This window comes from Pseudomonas sp. Leaf58, assembly GCF_003627215.1.
Classification (GTDB): domain Bacteria; phylum Pseudomonadota; class Gammaproteobacteria; order Pseudomonadales; family Pseudomonadaceae; genus Aquipseudomonas.
In genome coordinates this window covers 940,987-957,380 of sequence record NZ_CP032677.1, presented here as the reverse complement: position 1 = coordinate 957,380, position 16,394 = coordinate 940,987, and the positions used below count along the sequence as shown (strand labels likewise).

General features: G+C 61.3%; 19 protein-coding genes and 1 tRNA gene. 2 read left to right on the top strand and 18 right to left on the bottom strand.

The features are described 5' to 3' along the window. Position 1 precedes the first annotated feature (1 nt). The 12 genes from rlmN to trmJ form a co-directional block, all read right to left on the bottom strand. A complete protein-coding gene (gene rlmN, locus DV532_RS04500; RefSeq protein ID WP_056795801.1) occupies positions 2 to 1,147 on the bottom strand; it encodes a 23S rRNA (adenine(2503)-C(2))-methyltransferase RlmN in 1,146 nt (381 codons plus the stop codon). Between the two features lie 28 nt (positions 1,148 to 1,175). Further along, on the bottom strand, positions 1,176 to 1,601 hold the full coding sequence (gene ndk, locus DV532_RS04495) for a nucleoside-diphosphate kinase (RefSeq protein WP_056795798.1): 426 nt from the start codon (positions 1,599 to 1,601) through the stop codon (positions 1,176 to 1,178). Between the two features lie 88 nt (positions 1,602 to 1,689). After that, positions 1,690 to 1,890, bottom strand: coding sequence for a Fe-S cluster assembly protein IscX (gene iscX / locus DV532_RS04490; RefSeq protein ID WP_056795795.1), 201 nt, complete (start codon positions 1,888 to 1,890; stop codon positions 1,690 to 1,692). 10 nt (positions 1,891 to 1,900) lie between these two features. Continuing rightward, positions 1,901 to 2,242 carry an ISC system 2Fe-2S type ferredoxin gene (fdx, locus tag DV532_RS04485; RefSeq protein WP_056795792.1) on the bottom strand — a complete coding sequence of 114 codons (342 nt, stop codon included), beginning with the start codon at positions 2,240 to 2,242 and terminating at the stop codon, positions 1,901 to 1,903. A 3-nt stretch (positions 2,243 to 2,245) separates the two neighbouring features. Beyond that, on the bottom strand, positions 2,246 to 4,108 hold the full coding sequence (hscA, locus tag DV532_RS04480; RefSeq protein ID WP_056795789.1) for a Fe-S protein assembly chaperone HscA: 1,863 nt from the start codon (positions 4,106 to 4,108) through the stop codon (positions 2,246 to 2,248). A 42-nt stretch (positions 4,109 to 4,150) separates the two neighbouring features. Beyond that, complete coding sequence (hscB, locus tag DV532_RS04475; RefSeq protein ID WP_056795787.1) at positions 4,151 to 4,672, bottom strand: co-chaperone HscB; 522 nt, start codon at positions 4,670 to 4,672, stop codon at positions 4,151 to 4,153. Positions 4,673 to 4,681: 9 nt separating this feature from the next. After that, positions 4,682 to 5,005, bottom strand: a complete 324-nt coding sequence (iscA, locus tag DV532_RS04470; protein ID WP_003248536.1) for an iron-sulfur cluster assembly protein IscA — start codon at positions 5,003 to 5,005, stop codon at positions 4,682 to 4,684. 28 nt (positions 5,006 to 5,033) lie between these two features. Beyond that, positions 5,034 to 5,420 carry a Fe-S cluster assembly scaffold IscU gene (iscU, locus tag DV532_RS04465; protein WP_003248539.1) on the bottom strand — a complete coding sequence of 129 codons (387 nt, stop codon included), beginning with the start codon at positions 5,418 to 5,420 and terminating at the stop codon, positions 5,034 to 5,036. 46 nt (positions 5,421 to 5,466) lie between these two features. Beyond that, positions 5,467 to 6,681, bottom strand: a complete 1,215-nt coding sequence (locus tag DV532_RS04460; RefSeq protein WP_056795784.1) for an IscS subfamily cysteine desulfurase — start codon at positions 6,679 to 6,681, stop codon at positions 5,467 to 5,469. Between the two features lie 46 nt (positions 6,682 to 6,727). After that, positions 6,728 to 7,219, bottom strand: a complete 492-nt coding sequence (gene iscR, locus DV532_RS04455) for a Fe-S cluster assembly transcriptional regulator IscR (RefSeq protein ID WP_042111731.1) — start codon at positions 7,217 to 7,219, stop codon at positions 6,728 to 6,730. A gap of 178 nt (positions 7,220 to 7,397) precedes the next feature. Beyond that, a complete protein-coding gene (cysE, locus tag DV532_RS04450) occupies positions 7,398 to 8,183 on the bottom strand; it encodes a serine O-acetyltransferase (protein WP_056795782.1) in 786 nt (261 codons plus the stop codon). A 3-nt stretch (positions 8,184 to 8,186) separates the two neighbouring features. After that, positions 8,187 to 8,942: a tRNA (cytosine(32)/uridine(32)-2'-O)-methyltransferase TrmJ gene (gene trmJ, locus DV532_RS04445; protein ID WP_056796709.1), complete on the bottom strand. Its 756-nt coding sequence runs from the start codon at positions 8,940 to 8,942 to the stop codon at positions 8,187 to 8,189. Positions 8,943 to 9,093: 151 nt separating this feature from the next. On the opposite strand from trmJ, the gene suhB reads away from it, so the two are divergent. After that, positions 9,094 to 9,912, top strand: a complete 819-nt coding sequence (gene suhB, locus DV532_RS04440) for an inositol-phosphate phosphatase (protein ID WP_056795779.1) — start codon at positions 9,094 to 9,096, stop codon at positions 9,910 to 9,912. 82 nt (positions 9,913 to 9,994) lie between these two features. Here suhB and DV532_RS04435 read toward each other — a convergent pair whose 3' ends face one another. From DV532_RS04435 to queA, 6 genes are all read right to left on the bottom strand, one after another. Continuing rightward, entirely contained in the window at positions 9,995 to 10,537 is a 543-nt protein-coding gene (locus DV532_RS04435; RefSeq protein ID WP_056795777.1) for a glycine zipper 2TM domain-containing protein, read from the bottom strand. A 120-nt stretch (positions 10,538 to 10,657) separates the two neighbouring features. Further along, entirely contained in the window at positions 10,658 to 11,566 is a 909-nt protein-coding gene (gene secF, locus DV532_RS04430; RefSeq protein WP_056795774.1) for a protein translocase subunit SecF, read from the bottom strand. A gap of 10 nt (positions 11,567 to 11,576) precedes the next feature. Then, positions 11,577 to 13,439, bottom strand: a complete 1,863-nt coding sequence (gene secD / locus DV532_RS04425) for a protein translocase subunit SecD (protein WP_056795771.1) — start codon at positions 13,437 to 13,439, stop codon at positions 11,577 to 11,579. Between the two features lie 63 nt (positions 13,440 to 13,502). Further along, positions 13,503 to 13,838: a preprotein translocase subunit YajC gene (gene yajC / locus DV532_RS04420; RefSeq protein WP_056795769.1), complete on the bottom strand. Its 336-nt coding sequence runs from the start codon at positions 13,836 to 13,838 to the stop codon at positions 13,503 to 13,505. A 42-nt stretch (positions 13,839 to 13,880) separates the two neighbouring features. Then, positions 13,881 to 14,996 (bottom strand): tRNA guanosine(34) transglycosylase Tgt, encoded by a 1,116-nt coding sequence (tgt, locus tag DV532_RS04415; RefSeq protein WP_162241110.1) that lies wholly within the window; start codon positions 14,994 to 14,996, stop codon positions 13,881 to 13,883. A gap of 14 nt (positions 14,997 to 15,010) precedes the next feature. Continuing rightward, positions 15,011 to 16,060 carry a tRNA preQ1(34) S-adenosylmethionine ribosyltransferase-isomerase QueA gene (gene queA / locus DV532_RS04410; RefSeq protein ID WP_056795763.1) on the bottom strand — a complete coding sequence of 350 codons (1,050 nt, stop codon included), beginning with the start codon at positions 16,058 to 16,060 and terminating at the stop codon, positions 15,011 to 15,013. Positions 16,061 to 16,166: 106 nt separating this feature from the next. Between queA and DV532_RS04405 the strand changes: the two genes are divergently transcribed. Then, a tRNA-Leu gene (locus tag DV532_RS04405) sits at positions 16,167 to 16,251 on the top strand. Positions 16,252 to 16,394: the final 143 nt, after the last annotated feature.

The window sequence follows — 16,394 nt, the reverse complement described above, 5'->3', positions numbered from 1 at the left end:
GTCAGTGGCTAGCGGTGCTGTCTTGCAGCTCAACGTCTGCGGAAAGCTGGCGCACGGCAATGTAGCGTTCGCTGCGGCGGGTGCGGTCGTTGACCTGGCCGACCAGCTGGCCACAGGCGGCGTCGATGTCGTCGCCACGGGTGGTGCGGGTAGTGACGTTGAAGCCACCGTGGTGCAACAGGTCCTGGAAGCGGCGAATGGCGTTATTGCTTGGCCGCTCGTAGCCGGAATGCGGGAACGGGTTGAACGGGATCAGGTTGATCTTGCACGGTACGTCACGCAGCAGTTCGATCATCTGCGCGGCATGCTCAGGCTGGTCATTGACGTCCTTGAGCAGGGTGTACTCGACGGTGAGCACGCGCTTGCCACCCAGCGTGGACATATAGCCCATGCACGATTCCAGCAGCATTTTCAGCGGATACTTCTTGTTGATCGGTACCAGCTTGTTGCGCAGTTCGTCGTTCGGTGCGTGCAGCGACAGGGCCAGCGACACGTCGATGTGCTTGGCCAGTTCGTCGATCATCGGCACCACGCCCGACGTGGACAGGGTGACGCGACGCTTGGAAATGCCATAGCCCAAGTCATCCATCATGATTTTCATGGCAGCGATGACGTTGTCGAAGTTCAGCAAAGGCTCGCCCATGCCCATCATGACCACGTTGGTAATAGCGCGGTCGACTTTGGCAGGAACGGTCCCGAAGGATTTGTTGGCAAGCCACACCTGGCCGATCACTTCAGCGGCGGTGAGGTTGCTGTTGAAGCCTTGCTTGCCGGTGGAGCAGAAGCTGCAGTCCAGGGCACAGCCGGCTTGCGACGATACGCACAAGGTGCCGCGATCGTCGGTGGGGATGTAGACGGTCTCGACGCAGCTGCCAGAGGCAACGCGGATCACCCACTTGCGGGTGCCGTCGGCGGAAATGTCTTCACTGACCACTTCCGGTGGGCGAATTTCGGCAACAGCCTCGAGCTTTTCACGCAAGACCTTGCCGACGTTCGTCATGGCGGCGAAATCATCGACGCCAAAATGGTGAATCCATTTCATCACCTGGCCGGCACGGAAGCGCTTCTCCCCGATTGAGTCGAAGAATTGTTCCATTTCCGGCTGGGTCAGACCCAACAGGTTGATTTTGCCAGTAGATGTCGTCATGGATTCACCCTCACCCGTAAGCTTTCGCTTAGCGAGTGGTTACCTCGGTAGCAGCGAAGAAGTAAGCGATTTCGCGAGCAGCAGCAGCTTCGGAGTCCGAACCGTGAACGGCGTTGGCGTCGATCGACTCGGCGAAGTCAGCGCGGATGGTGCCGGCAGCAGCTTCTTTAGGGTTGGTAGCGCCCATCAGCTCACGGTTCAGAGCGATGGCGTTTTCGCCTTCCAGAACCTGAACAACGACTGGGCCGGAAGTCATGAAGGCAACCAGGTCGGCGAAGAAGCCGCGCTCGCTGTGCTCAGCGTAGAAGCCTTCGGCTTCGGCTTTGGACAGTTGCTTGATTTTCGAGGCAACGATTTTCAGGCCAGCTTCTTCGAAGCGAGTGGTGATCTTGCCGATGACGTTTTTGGCAACAGCGTCAGGCTTGATGATCGAGAAAGTACGTTGAACAGCCATGGAAAACTCCAGAATATGAGTGTTACGAAAAATTAAACCCGCGAATTATACGCGGGTTCTGGGGGATTGCCTAACCTGCAGATGACGCTTAGTCGGCTTCGTCGATCCAGGCGGCCTGGATTGCCTCGAGCACTTTCTCACCGCCGCGTGACGGATCGTCGCTGAACGCTGGCAATGCCAACACCCAGCGGTGCAGGTCGACGAAATTTACATAACGAGGATCGACCTCCGGCTTGCTTTCTGCAAGCTGGATTGCGATTTCAAGTACATCAACCCATTTCAGACTCATGTACAGGCCCTCAGTGCGGTGCTTCGGCAGCGTGGTTGAGTGAATACTTGGGGATCTCGATGGTCAGGTCCTGATCACCGACGACCACCTGGCAGCCAAGGCGCGACTGCGCCTCCAGGCCCCAGGCCTTGTCCAGCATGTCCTCTTCCAGCTCGTCGGCTTCTTCCAACGAGTCGAAGCCCTTGCGCACGATGCAATGGCAAGTGGTGCAGGCTTTGACGCCGCCGCAGGCGCTTTCCATCTCGATGTGATGGTCGTGGGCCAGTTCCAGGATGTTGGTCCCGGGCTTGACCTCCACGCTCAGCCCTTCGGGGCAGAACTTCTCGTGCGGCAGGAATGTCACCAGCGGCATCGGTTACTCCTCGATCTCATTCAGGTTGCGCCCGGCCAGTGCGGCTTTGACCGTCGAATCAAGGCGACGGGCGGCAAATGCGTCGGTCACCTGCGACAGACGCTTGGTCTGTTGCTCGATGGCTGCGCCATCGGTGCCGGTCAGCAAATCACGTAGTTCCTGCATCTGGTATTCGATGGCGTCGCGCTCGTCGCTGCTGAGCAGGCGCTCGCCGTCGGCGTCCAGGGCGCCCTGTACCGCTTCAAGCAGGCGTTCACCGTCCACCTGGTGCTCGCGCAACTGGCGGGCCTGCTTGTCGGAACCTGCGTGTTCGAAGGAGTCCTTGAGCATGCGGGCGATTTCGCCGTCGGTCAGGCCGTAGGATGGCTTGACCTGGATGCTGGCCTCAACGCCCGAGCCCAGTTCACGGGCCGCGACGCTGAGCAGGCCGTCGGCATCAACCTGGAAGGTGACGCGAATTTTTGCCGCACCGGCAACCATCGCCGGAATGCCGCGCAGCTCGAAGCGCGCCAGTGAGCGGCAGTCGCTGATCAGCTCGCGCTCGCCCTGCAGCACATGAATCATCATGGCCGTCTGGCCATCTTTATAGGTGGTGAACTCCTGGGCGCGCGCTACCGGAATGGTGGTATTGCGGGGGATCACCTTCTCCATCAACCCGCCCATGGTCTCGAGACCGAGCGACAACGGGATGACATCGAGCAGCAGCAGCTCGCCACCTTCGCGACGGTTGCCGGCCAGGGTATCGGCCTGGATGGCGGCACCGATGGCCACCACCTGGTCGGGGTCGATCGAGGTCAGCGGGGTGCGGCCAAACAACGTGCCCACGGCTTCGCGCACACGCGGGACGCGGGTCGAGCCACCGACCATGACCACGGCGCTGACCTCTTCCAGCTCGACGCCACTGTCGCGCACCGCGCGGCGGCAGGCCTTGAGGCTACGAGCGACCAGCGGTTCGATCATGGCCTCGAAGCCGGCGCGGCTCAGCTCACCCTGCCAGGCACCATGGCTAACGCTGACCACGTCGGCGTCGGTCAGGGCTTCCTTGGCGGCGCAGGCAGTTTGCAGCAGCGTGCGCTGGGTGGCCGGGTCGAGGTCGGACGACAGGCCGGCCTGTTCGATGATCCAGCCAGCGATCGCGTGATCGAAATCATCACCACCCAGGGCTGTATCGCCACCGGTGGCCAGCACTTCGAACACGCCAGCCGTCAGGCGCAGGATGGAAATATCGAAGGTACCGCCGCCCAGGTCATAGATGGCCACAACGCCTTCGGCGTTCTGGTCCAGGCCATAGGCCACGGCGGCAGCGGTCGGTTCGTTGAGCAGGCGCAACACGTTCAGGCCGGCCAGGCGCGCAGCGTCCTTGGTGGCCTGGCGCTGGGCGTCGTCGAAATAGGCCGGCACGGTGATCACCGCGCCCACCAGCTCACCGCCCAGGGTAGCCTCGGCACGCTCGCGCAGCACCTTGAGGATGTCGGCGGACACTTCTACCGGGCTTTTCGGGCCTTGCACGGTATCGATGAACGGCATGTGCGACTCGCCGCCAACAAAGCGGTACGGCAGCTGTTCGCCCAGTTGCTTGACGTCGGCCAGGCCGCGCCCCATCAGGCGTTTGACCGAAAGCACGGTGTTCAGCGGGTCGCTGGAAGCGGCGTCACGCGCAGCCTGCCCCACTTCGTTACGCCCTTCGAGGTAGCGCACCGCGGACGGCAGAATGACGTTACCCTGCACGTCGGGCAGGGGCTCGCTACGGCCGCTGCGCAGTGCGGCGACCAGAGAGTTGGTGGTACCCAGGTCGATCCCCACCGCCAGGCGGCGCTGGTGCGGCTGGGGGCTTTGACCGGGTTCGGCAATCTGCAGTAGGGCCATGCTTATCTGAATACCTTAGGTGCCATCACGGGCAGCACCGGGTTAATCGTCGAGGCGCTCTTCCAGTTGGCGCACTTCTTGGGCGAGCTTGTCGAGGAACTGCATGCGGCGCATCAGGCGTTCGGCCTTTTCCCGCTCACCCGGGGCATCCCAGCAAGCGGCAAAGTCCTCGTTCAGCGTGTCTTGGGCAGCCTTCAGGCGCTTCTTGAACACACCAACACCGTCAAGGTCGGCTTCGTCCTGCAACTCTTCCAGTTCTTCACGCCACTGCATTTGCTGCATCAAAAAGTCCGGGTCGCGGACGGTGACTTCCTGAGGCACTTCGTGGCCGCCAATGGCCAGCAAATAGCGGGCACGACGCGGCGCGCTGCGCAAGGTCTGGTAGGCGTCGTTGAGGGCTGCGGACTTTTCCAGTGCCACGCGCTGCTCACGCTCGGAGGCGTCGGCAAAACGATCGGGATGGACTTCGCGGGCCAACTCGCGATAGCGAGTGGCCAGCTTGTCTAGATCCAGGCGGAAGCTAGGCTGGAGGTCAAACAATGCGTAGTGACAAAGAGTACCCACAGTTCAGCCTCAAACGTTGAAGCTTTCGCCGCAGCCACACTCACCGCGCACGTTGGGGTTGTTGAACTTGAAGCCTTCGTTCAACCCTTCCTTGACAAAGTCCAGCTCGGTGCCGTCGAGGTAGACCAGGCTCTTGGGATCGATGATCACCTTGACGCCATGGTTCTCGAACACCTGGTCCTCGTCCGCCAGTTCGTCGACGAACTCCAGCACGTAGGCCAAGCCCGAGCAACCGGTGGTGCGCACGCCCAGGCGAATGCCCTCACCTTTGCCGCGCCCATCAAGGGAGCGGCGAATGTGGTTGGCGGCGGCTTCTGTCATGCTGATAGCCATCAGAACTCCTTACCTCGCAACAGGCGGCTTAGATCAAGCCTTTCTTCTGCTTGTAATCGCGTACAGCTGCCTTGATGGCATCTTCGGCGAGTACCGAGCAGTGGATCTTGACCGGCGGCAACGCCAGTTCTTCGGCCAACTGGGTGTTCTTGATGGTTTCGGCTTCGTCCAGGGTCTTGCCCTTCATCCACTCAGTGGCGAGGGAGCTGGAAGCGATGGCCGAACCGCAGCCATAGGTTTTGAACTTGGCGTCTTCGATAACGCCCTGCTCGTTGACCTTGATCTGCAGGCGCATCACGTCACCGCAGGCCGGAGCGCCGACCATGCCGGTACCGACATCCGGGTCTTCGGCGTTCATCTTGCCGACGTTGCGCGGGTTTTCGTAGTGGTCGATGACCTTTTCACTGTATGCCATGGTGCAATTCCTTCCTCATCAGGGAGCCGCTCTTGCCGGCGACTGCTTAGTGGGCGGCCCACTCGATCTTGGAGATGTCAACGCCGTCTTTGTACATGTCCCACAGCGGCGACAGCTCACGCAGTTTGTTTACGGCCTCGCAGACTTTCTGCGCGGCGTAGTCAACTTCTTCTTCGGTAGTGAAGCGGCCGAAGGAGAAGCGGATCGAGCTGTGCGCCAGCTCGTCGTTGCGGCCCAGAGCGCGCAGTACGTACGACGGCTCGAGCGACGCAGAGGTGCACGCCGAACCGGACGATACAGCGATGTCCTTCAGCGACATCAGCAGCGACTCGCCTTCGACGTAGTTGAAGCTCAGGTTCAGGTTGTGTGGCACGCGGGCGGTCTGGCTGCCGTTGACGTACAGCTCTTCAAGGTTCGAAACCTGCTTGAAGAAGCGGTCGCTCAGGGCCTTGATGCGTGCGTTTTCAGCGGCCATTTCCTGCTTGGCGATGGCGAAGGCTTCGCCCATACCGACGATCTGGTGGGTCGGCAGGGTGCCCGAACGCATGCCGCGCTCATGGCCACCGCCGTGAATGATGGCCTCCAGGCGTACGCGCGGCTTGCGGCTGACGTACAGCGCGCCAATGCCCTTCGGGCCGTAAACCTTGTGCGCCGAGAACGACATCAGGTCGACTTTCAGCTTTTGCAGGTCGATTTCTACCTTGCCGGCCGACTGCGCGGCGTCAACGTGGAACAACACACCGCGCGCACGGGTCAGTTCACCGATGGCGGCGATGTCGTTGATCGAGCCGACTTCGTTGTTCACGTGCATCAGCGAGACCAGGATGGTGTCGTCGCGCAGCACTGCCTCGACCATGGCCGGGGTAACGATGCCGTCTTCGCCCGGTTCCAGGTAGGTGACTTCGAAACCTTCACGCTCCAGCTGGCGAGCAGTGTCCAGCACTGCCTTGTGCTCGATCTTGGAGGTGATGATGTGCTTGCCCTTGGTCTGATAGAAGTGCGCGACGCCTTTCAGTGCGAGGTTGTCGGACTCGGTGGCACCGCTGGTCCAGACGATTTCGCGCGGATCGGCGTTGATCAGTTCGGCAACCTGACGGCGACCGTTCTCAACCGCTTCTTCGGCTTTCCAGCCAAAGACGTGGGAGCGCGAAGCCGGGTTACCGAAGTTCCCGTCAACCAGCAGGCAGTCGGCCATCTTCTGGGCCACGCGCGGGTCGACCGGGGTGGTCGCGGAGTAATCGAGGTAGATCGGCAACTTCATTTGTCTCTCCTATCAGGCGGTGGCGTCGCTCGTCGTCCCAGGGGGATCAATCGACGGCGGACGTCTCAATCTTGTCCAGCTGGGCGGATCGGCCTGCGACACGACGCAGGTCCTGGCGCTGAGCGACTTCCTGCACCTCACGGCGCATGACGAGGTCGGCCAGGCTGATGCCGCTGAGGAATTCATGGATCTGCTGGCTGAGGTCGCACCACAGGTGGTGGGTCAGGCAGGTATCACCGGCATGGCAGTCCCCGAGGCCCTGGCAGCGGGTGGCATCGACCGATTCGTTGACCGCATCGATAACCTGGGCCACCTGGATGGTTTCCATGCCCCGCGACAGCTGATAACCACCGCCTGGACCGCGCACACTGGAAACCAGGCTGCTACGGCGCAGCTTGGCGAACAGCTGTTCCAAATAAGAGAGGGATATGCCCTGGCGCTCGGAAATGTCGGCCAAAGACACCGGCCCATGCTGCGCGTGCAACGCCAGGTCGAGCATGGCGGTCACGGCGTATCGGCCTTTGGTAGTCAGTCGCATGGCTATTGGGTACCACGGGAGTTTCGGGATGTGTGCGAGTATGCGATTCCCGAGCATTTAAGTCAACTATTAGACCTAGTGCTTTAGTCGGGTTTGTACTCGGGAGGCGGCGCGATTGTAGCAGACGAGGGGCGTGCGCACACGCCCCGTATGTCACTATGATTTCAACGCGGCGCAATCAATGCGACTGAGTGTCGCGCTGGGCCACCTGGGCAAGCTCTTTAAAGGCGTCCTCTGGCAAGGCCGGCAGCTCTTTGGCGCAATAGTCGCTGCCCATCTTGGTCAAGGCACCGCACATACCCTCCAACCGCTCGTCGACCGCCTGCAGGTGGTCGAGCATCTGGCCGATGGCGCGAGCCACCGGGTCGGGCATGTCGCCGCTGACACCATAGGCATCGAAGCCGATTTTCTCGGCCATCGCCTTGCGCTTGGCCTCGACCTCGTTATCTTCACTCTTGACGATGATCCGCCCGGGGATGCCCACCGCCGTGGCGCCGGCTGGCACCGCCTTGGTCACCACCGCATTCGAGCCGATCTTGGCCCCGGCACCGACCGTGAACGGCCCTAGCACCTTGGCCCCCGCCCCTACCACCACGCCGTCCTCCAGCGTGGGATGGCGCTTGCCTTTGTTCCAGCTGGTGCCGCCCAGCGTGACCCCCTGGTAAAGGGTGACATCGTCGCCGATCTCAGCGGTTTCACCGATGACGATGCCCATGCCATGGTCGATGAAGAAACGGCGACCGATGGTGGCACCAGGGTGGATCTCGATGCCGGTCAGCCAGCGACCGAAGTTCGATACCAAGCGGGCTAGCCACTTGAAGTCACGCTTCCACAGGGCATTGCCCAGGCGGTGCAGCCAGATGGCATGCATACCCGGGTAGCACGTCAGCACCTCGAAGGCGTTACGCGCAGCCGGGTCGCGGTGGAATACGCTTTGAATATCTTCACGCAGGCGTTCGAACATCTGTCAGTCCTTCCGTTTATGCGGCTCGCCCCGGACCACTTTCTGGGTCTCGGTGAGGATGCCGCGCAAAATGCTCATTTCCGTACGCTCGACCGCCACCCGCCCATATAGCCGGCGCAGGCGCGGCATCAGGTGCTTGGGCTTGTCGGGGTCGAGGAAGCCGATGCCCACCAGGGTTTTTTCCAGGTGGTCGTAGAACAGCTCCATTTCGTCCATCGTCGCCAGCTCACTGGCGTCAACCTTCTCGACTTTGTCCGGCGCCTCACCAGCAGCCAGCGAAGCCATGCGCACCTCGTACGAGAGCACCTGCACGGCGGCAGCCAGGTTCAGCGAGCTGAAATCGGGGTTGGAGGGAATGTGCACGTGGAAGTGACATCGCTGCAGTTCTTCGTTGGTCAGGCCGGCGTGTTCGCGCCCGAACACCAGGGCGATCTCCTCGCCATCGTTGGCATGCTCCACCGCCTTGGCACCGCACTCGCGGGGGCCGATCAACGGCCAGGGGATGCTGCGCTCGCGGGCGCTGGTGCCCATCACCAGATTACAGCCGACCAGCGCCTGCTCGAGGCTGTCGACCACCTGGGCGCTGTCCAGCACATCGTCGGCGCCCGAGGCACGGGCACTGGCATCCGCCGCGGGGAACTCTTTCGGCTGCACCAGCACCAAACGCGACAAGCCCATGTTTTTCATGGCACGCGCAGCGCCGCCGATGTTGCCGGGGTGGCTGGTATTGACTAGAACAACACGAATATTTTGCAGCAAGGTGTTGTGCTCACAGATGCAGGAATCAGGGCCTTCGATCTTACAGAACCGACAGACGTAACGCCAAGAAAGCGAACGTGACACTTCTGCCTTCAAAGATTTCTGCTAGAATGGCCGGCTTTCCTCTTTAACATCTCCAGGTGACCCGCCCATGCAGCCTATGCTGAATATCGCCCTGCGCGCCGCTCGCAGCGCCAGTGAACTGATTTTCCGCTCCATCGAACGCCTGGATACTATCAAGGTCGATGAGAAAGAGGCCAAGGATTACGTTTCTGAAGTCGATCGCGCTGCCGAACAAAAAATTGTCGACGCACTGCGCAAGGCTTACCCGAACCACTCTATTCAGGGTGAAGAAACCGGCATGCACGCGGGCACCGGCGAAGAAGGCAAGGACTACCTGTGGGTCATCGACCCGCTGGACGGCACCACCAACTTCCTGCGCGGCATCCCGCATTTCGCGGTAAGCATCGCCTGCAAATACCGTGGCCGCCTTGAGCACGCCGTGATCGTCGACCCGGTTCGCCAAGAAGAATTCACCGCCAGCCGTGGCCGTGGCGCCCAGCTCAACGGTCGCCGCCTGCGTGTCAGCTCGCGCACCAGCCTGGAAGGCGCCCTGCTGGGTACCGGTTTCCCGTTCCGTGACAACCAGATGGCTGACATGGACAACTACCTGGGTATGTTCCGCGCCCTGACGGGCCAAACCGCCGGCATCCGCCGCGCCGGCTCTGCCAGCCTCGACCTGGCCTACGTGGCTGCCGGCCGCTTCGACGCCTTCTGGGAGTCGGGCCTGTCCGAATGGGACATGGCTGCTGGCGTGCTGCTGATCCAGGAAGCCGGTGGCTTGGTAAGTGACTTCAACGGCGGCCATGACTTCCTCGACAAGGGCCATATCGTTGCGGGCAACATCAAATGCTTCAAGGCCGTGCTGACTGCTATCCAGCCGCACCTGCCAGAGAGCATGAAGCGCTAAAGCGCGTATTGCCAGCCAACAAAAAGCACCCCGCGGGGTGCTTTCTTTGTGCCTGAAGCTAAACCCAGGGCTTGCGCGGGCTCTATTGCTCGGCTTCGCTGAGGATCAGTTTGCCATTCTTGTCCACGGGAATGGTCGACCCCGGCTCGTGATCCATCTTCACCTGCCCGGCCTTGTCACCCAGGGTGTACTTGACGTTGTACCCGACCACCTTGTCACTGATGTCATGGACCGTGGTGCAACGGGTTTGCGTGGTGGTATAGGTGTCACGCTCTTGCATACCTTCCTGCACCTTGTTACCGGCATAACCCCCACCCACCGCACCGGCCACCGTGGCGATCTTTTTACCGGTACCACCACCAATCTGGTTACCCAACAGGCCACCCGCCAGCGCACCCACTACAGTACCGGCGATCTGATGCTGGTCCTTGACCGGTGCCTGCCGGGTCACCGCCACATCCTTGCAAACCTCACGCGGCGTCTTGATCTGCTGCTTGATCGGCTGCACGTCGGTGACTTGGGCATACTCAGGCCCTTTGTTCACCAAGCTGTAGGTCGCCACAGCACCTCCGGCAGTTACACCGACAGCACCCAGCACCGCACCCACCAGCATTGATTTATTCACGTGAACCTCCTGATCGCACCTGCGGGGCCTGGCCCGCCTTCTCCCTGCCTTGGAGCAAAAAAAAAGGCGCGAGTTCAATACTCGCGCCTTTTGATTCGCCAAACGGCGTAGGACGATTCCTTACGGACGCTCGTCAACACCCTCAGCCTTGACCGGCGGGATCAGGTCTTCACTGTTCAGGTTCAGCCAGATCAATACCACGTTGGCGATGTAGATCGACGAGTAGGTACCAGCCATGACGCCGATGAACAGTGCCAGCGAGAAGCCAAACAGGTTGTCGCCACCAAAGAACAGCAGCGCGGCAATGGCCAGCAAGGTCGAAACCGAGGTGGCGATGGTACGCAGCAGGGTCTGGGTGGTGGAAACGTTGATGTTCTCGATCAGCGAAGCCTTGCGCATGACGCGGAAGTTCTCACGCACCCGGTCGAACACGACGATGGTGTCGTTCAGCGAGTAGCCGATGATTGCCAACACTGCCGCCAGCACCGTCAGGTCGAAGGTGATCTGGAAGAACGACAAGATGCCCAGGGTCACCACCACGTCGTGGACCAGTGAAACGATCGCGCCCACGGCGAACTTCCACTGGAAGCGGAACGCCAAGTAGATAAGGATGCCGCCCAGGGCCAGCAGCATGCCCATGCCACCCTGGTCGCGCAGCTCTTCACCCACTTGCGGGCCGACGAACTCGACACGCTTGAGCGTGGCCGGGTTGTCGCCGCCAGCCTTTTGCAGGGCTGCAGCCACCTTGTTGCCCAGTTGCGGGTCGTCGCCCGGCATACGCACCAGCAGGTCGGTGGTGGCGCCGAAGCTCTGCACCACGGCCTCATGGAAACCGGAATCGACCAGCTCGGCACGCACCGCCTGGAGGTCGGCCGGGCGCTCGTAGGTCAGCTCGATCAGCGTACCGCCGGTGAAGTCCAGGCCAAAGTTCAGGCCCTTCTGCCACCAGCTGAACAACGCCAGTACGGTGAGGAGCACGGTAATGGCGAACGCGACATTGCGCACGCCCATGAAATTGATGGTTTTCATCGCAGCTCCCTCAAACCCACAGCTTCTTGATGTCACGCCCGCCGCAGGTCAGGTTGACCATTGCGCGGGTCACCATGACGGCGGTGAACATCGAGGTGAAAATCCCGAGGGACATGGTGACCGCAAAGCCTTTGACCGGGCCGGTACCCATGGCGAACAGGATACCGCCGACCAGCAGGCTGGTCAGGTTGGCGTCGATGATCGCGGTGTAGGCGCGGTTGAAGCCTTCGTGAATGGCGCGCTGCACCGACATGCCGGCATTCAGCTCTTCGCGAATACGCGAGAAGATCAGCACGTTGGCGTCCACCGCCATACCCATGGTCAACACGATACCGGCAATACCCGGCAGGGTCAGGGTGGCACCCAGCAGCGACATCAGCGCCAGCAGCAACACCATGTTGCCCGCCAGGGCGACGGTAGCGATCACGCCGAAACCGCGGTAGATAGCGATGATGAACAGCGAGACGAACAGCATGCCCCACAGCGACGCATCGATACCCTTGGTGATGTTGTCGGCACCCAGGCTTGGGCCAATGGTACGTTCTTCAGCGAAGTACATCGGCGCGGCCAGACCACCGGCACGCAGCAGCAGGGCCAGCTCGGACGATTCGCCCTGGCCGTTCAAGCCGGTGATGCGGAACTGGCTGCCCAGCGGCGACTGGATGGTCGCCAGGCTGATGATTTTCTTCTCCTCCACAAAGCTCTGCACGGCAACGTCTTTCTCAACGCCGTTGACGGTCTGCTTGGTGTAGCGGGTAACCGGCTTTTGCTCAATGAAGATTACCGCCATGCTGCGGCCAACGTTGCTACGCGTGGCGCGGCTCATCAGCTCGCCACCGTGGCCATCCAGGCGGATGTTCACTTGTGGCCGGCCATGCTCGTCAAAGCTGGCCTGGGCGTCGGTCACCTGGTCACCGGTGATAATCAGGCCGCGCTCGACCGCAGCGGAGCGGCCGCCTTCACGGAACTCAAACACTTCGGTAGTGGCCTTGGACGCGCCCGGCTCGGCACCGAAGCGGAACTCCAGGTTGGCGGTTTTACCGAGAATACGTTTGGCTTCGGCAGTGTCCTGCACGCCTGGCAGCTCGACCACGATGCGGTTGGCGCCCTGGCGCTGTACCAGCGGCTCGGCCACGCCCAGCTCGTTCACGCGGTTGCGCACGGTGGTGAGGTTCTGCTTGATCGAGTATTCGCGGATCTCGGCGACTTTCGCCTGGGTCAGCGCCAGACGCAGCACGGCGAGCTCGTTGCGCTCGGTGGTGGTCAGCTCGAAGTCATTGAAATTCTTGCGGATCAGGGCACGTGCCTGTTCGCGGGTTGCATCGTCTGCAAAGCCCAGCATGATGCCGCCATCCTGCTGCGGCAGGCTGCGGTAGCGGACGCGCTCTTTGCGCAGCAAGGTCTTGACCTCGCCTTCATAGACTTTCATGCGGGCGCTCATGGCCTTGTCCATGTCCACTTCCAGCAGGAAGTGCACACCACCGGACAGGTCCAGGCCCAGCTTCATTGGGCTTGCGCCGAGGTTGCGTAGCCATTGCGGGGTAGTCTGAGCGAGGTTCAGGGCCACGACGTAATCATCGCCCAGTGCCTTGCGCACTACATCCTTGGCTGGCAGCTGGTCTTCCTGATTGGTCAGGCGGATCAGCCCGCTGCCCTTCTCACCCAGGCTCGCGCCCTTGACGGCAATCTTGGCATCGACCAGCGCCTTGCTGACGCGATCGAGGTCGGCCTGGTTCACCTGCAGCGCCGAGCTGGCACCACTAATCTGTACCGCCGGATCATCCGGGTAGAGGTTGGGAGCGGAATAAATGAAACCGACCACCAGTACCAGCACGATCAGTGCATATTTCCACAGAGGGTATTTGTTCAGCATCACGCCGCCCGTTCAAGACGCGGGGCGCGTTGCGCGCCCCGACTGGAAAATAAAACCGGTAACTCAGATAGCCTTGAGCGTACCTTTTGGCAGGGTAGCCGCGATGGCACCCTTCTGGAACTTCAGCTCGACAGTGTCGGAAACTTCCAGCACCACGAAATCATCGGAAACCTTGACGATCTTGCCGGCGATACCGCCGTTGGTGACAACTTCATCACCTTTCTGCAAGTTGCCCAGCAGGTTCTTCTGCTCTTTGGCACGCTTGGCTTGTGGGCGCCAGATCATCAGGTAGAAGATGACCAGGAAACCGACCAGGAAAATCCACTCGAAGCCGGTACCGGCTGGGCCAGCGGCAGGTGCAGCAGCGTCCGCGTATGCGGCGGGGATCAAGAAGCTCATTGGGCACTCCTAAGGTAATTTTCTAATAATGGATGCAGACAGTTAGTCCAAGGGCGGCACAGGCAGCCCGCGCTTGGCGTAGAAGGCGTCGACAAAGGCGGCCAATTTACCCTGTTGAATAGCCTCGCGTAAACCGGCCATCAAGCGCTGGTAATGGCGCAAGTTGTGGATGGTATTCAGCATGCTGCTCAGCATTTCGCCGCACTTGTCCAGGTGATGGAGATAGGCGCGCGAGAAGTTGGTGCAGGTATAGCAGTCACAGGTCGGGTCCAGCGGCGAATCATCATGGCGATGGAACGCATTGCGGATCTTGATCACCCCTGTATCGACGAACAGATGCCCGTTGCGCGCGTTACGCGTAGGCATCACGCAGTCGAACATGTCGACGCCGCGGCGCACACCCTCAACGAGATCTTCCGGTTTGCCTACCCCCATAAGGTAACGAGGTTTGTCAGCAGGCATCTGACCCGGCAGGTAGTCCAGCACCTTGATCATTTCGTGCTTGGGCTCGCCCACCGACAGGCCGCCGATGGCCAGGCCGTCGAAACCGATGTTTTCCAGGCCCTCCAGCGAGCGCATGCGCAAGTCCTGGTACATGCCCCCCTGGACAATACCGAACAGCGCCGCCGTGTTGTCGGCGTGGGCGTTTTTCGAGCGTTGGGCCCAGCGCAGCGACAGCTCCATGGAGGTGCGCGCCACATCGTGCTCGGCCGGGTACGGGGTGCACTCGTCGAAGATCATTACCACGTCCGAGCCCAGGTCACGCTGCACCTGCATCGACTCTTCCGGGCCCATGAACACTTTGGAACCATCGACCGGCGAGGCGAAGGTCACGCCCTCTTCCTTGATCTTGCGCATGGCACCCAGGCTGAACACCTGGAAGCCACCGGAATCGGTGAGGATCGGGCCTTTCCATTGCATGAAGTCGTGCAGGCCATTGTGCTTCTTGATCACCTCGGTACCTGGACGCAGCCACAGGTGGAAGGTGTTGCCCAGGATCATCTCGGCGCCGATGGCCTCGATATCGCGCGGCAGCATGCCCTTGACCGTGCCATAGGTACCCACCGGCATGAACGCCGGGGTTTCCACGGTGCCCCGTGGGAAGGTGATGCGACCACGACGGGCCTTGCCGTCGGTGGCCAGCAGTTCGAAGGACATTCGACAGGTGCGACTCATGCTTGATCCTCGGGCCCGCGTGGCGCCGGATTGCGGGTGATGAACATGGCATCACCGTAACTGAAGAAGCGGTACCCCTGCTCGACCGCCGCCGCGTAGGCGGCCATGGTCTCGGGGTAGCCGGCGAAGGCCGAGACCAGCATCAACAGCGTGGACTCCGGCAGGTGGAAGTTGGTGACCAGGGCATCGACCACATGGAACGGGCGCCCCGGGTAGATGAAGATGTCGGTGTCGCCACTAAAGGCCTTGAGCACGCCATCGCGCGCCGCGCTTTCCAGCGAACGCACGCTGGTAGTGCCGACCGCGATCACCCGACCGCCACGGGCGCGGCAGGCCTCAATGGCATCGACCACATCCTGGCCCACTTCGAGCCACTCTTTATGCATGTGGTGGTCTTCGATCTTGTCGACCCGCACCGGCTGGAAGGTGCCCGCGCCTACATGCAGGGTGACGAAGGCACGCTCGACGCCCTTGGCGGCGATTTTCTCCAGCAGCGCCTCGTCGAAGTGCAGGCCTGCGGTCGGCGCGGCGACCGCACCGGCGCGCTCGGCGTACACGGTCTGGTAGCGTTCACGGTCGGCGCCCTCATCGGGGCGGTCGATGTAGGGCGGCAGCGGCATATGGCCGACGCGGTCGAGCAGTGGCAGCACCTCTTCGGTGAAGCGCAGCTCGAACAGCGTGTCGTGGCGCGCGACCATTTCGGCCTCGCCACCGCCATCGATGAGGATGACCGCGCCTACTTTCGGCGCCTTGCTGGCACGTACATGGGCCAGTACCCGGTGGCTATCGAGCACGCGTTCGACCAGCACTTCCAGCTTGCCGCCGGAGGCCTTCTGGCCAAACAAGCGCGCAGGGATTACCCGGGTGTTGTTGAACACCATCAGGTCGCCGGGGCGCAGATAGTCGAGCAGATCGGGAAATTTCTGATGCGCCAGCACGCCGCTCGGCCCATCGAGGACCAGCAGACGGCTGCCATGGCGCTCGGCCAGTGGGTGGCGGGCGATCAGGGAATCGGGGAGTTCGAAGGAAAAATCGGCGACGCGCATGATGAAGTTCGGTTCGGCAGGGCCGGGAAGTTTAGCCCAATGTGTGAAAATTGACCATGAAAGCCGATTGACCGACTAGCGGTAGGTCTCTATACTGCGCGCCACAGCCCTGATGGCGGAATTGGTAGACGCGGCGGATTCAAAATCCGTTTTCGAAAGGAGTGGGAGTTCGAGTCTCCCTCGGGGCACCAATACGTGTACATAGACGTCCAAGGACGGCTACGCAATACCCAAGAAGCCCGCTAACTGCGGGCTTTTTGGTCTCTGGGATTCCGCCCCCGTCTCTTGTCAGCCACTCTCTTTTTGGTACATTTTCTGTACAGATTCCAGTTCG

What these genes read in the sequence shown, in the direction of transcription:
- yajC (WP_056795769.1), bottom strand. Translation starts at nt 13,838, where the DNA reads ATGAGCTTCTTGATCCCCGCCGCATACGCGGACGCTGCTGCACCTGCC.
- secF (WP_056795774.1), bottom strand. Translation starts at nt 11,566, where the DNA reads ATGAAAACCATCAATTTCATGGGCGTGCGCAATGTCGCGTTCGCCATT.
- DV532_RS04460 (WP_056795784.1), bottom strand. Translation starts at nt 6,681, where the DNA reads ATGAAGTTGCCGATCTACCTCGATTACTCCGCGACCACCCCGGTCGAC.
- ndk (WP_056795798.1), bottom strand. Translation starts at nt 1,601, where the DNA reads ATGGCTGTTCAACGTACTTTCTCGATCATCAAGCCTGACGCTGTTGCC.
- cysE (WP_056795782.1), bottom strand. Translation starts at nt 8,183, where the DNA reads ATGTTCGAACGCCTGCGTGAAGATATTCAAAGCGTATTCCACCGCGAC.
- iscU (WP_003248539.1), bottom strand. Translation starts at nt 5,420, where the DNA reads ATGGCATACAGTGAAAAGGTCATCGACCACTACGAAAACCCGCGCAAC.
- secD (WP_056795771.1), bottom strand. Translation starts at nt 13,439, where the DNA reads ATGCTGAACAAATACCCTCTGTGGAAATATGCACTGATCGTGCTGGTA.
- tgt (WP_162241110.1), bottom strand. Translation starts at nt 14,996, where the DNA reads ATGTCCTTCGAACTGCTGGCCACCGACGGCAAGGCCCGTCGTGGTCGC.
- queA (WP_056795763.1), bottom strand. Translation starts at nt 16,060, where the DNA reads ATGCGCGTCGCCGATTTTTCCTTCGAACTCCCCGATTCCCTGATCGCC.
- hscA (WP_056795789.1), bottom strand. Translation starts at nt 4,108, where the DNA reads ATGGCCCTACTGCAGATTGCCGAACCCGGTCAAAGCCCCCAGCCGCAC.
- iscA (WP_003248536.1), bottom strand. Translation starts at nt 5,005, where the DNA reads ATGGCTATCAGCATGACAGAAGCCGCCGCCAACCACATTCGCCGCTCC.
- iscR (WP_042111731.1), bottom strand. Translation starts at nt 7,219, where the DNA reads ATGCGACTGACTACCAAAGGCCGATACGCCGTGACCGCCATGCTCGAC.
- suhB (WP_056795779.1), top strand. Translation starts at nt 9,094, where the DNA reads ATGCAGCCTATGCTGAATATCGCCCTGCGCGCCGCTCGCAGCGCCAGT.
- iscX (WP_056795795.1), bottom strand. Translation starts at nt 1,890, where the DNA reads ATGAGTCTGAAATGGGTTGATGTACTTGAAATCGCAATCCAGCTTGCA.
- rlmN (WP_056795801.1), bottom strand. Translation starts at nt 1,147, where the DNA reads ATGACGACATCTACTGGCAAAATCAACCTGTTGGGTCTGACCCAGCCG.
- fdx (WP_056795792.1), bottom strand. Translation starts at nt 2,242, where the DNA reads ATGCCGCTGGTGACATTCCTGCCGCACGAGAAGTTCTGCCCCGAAGGG.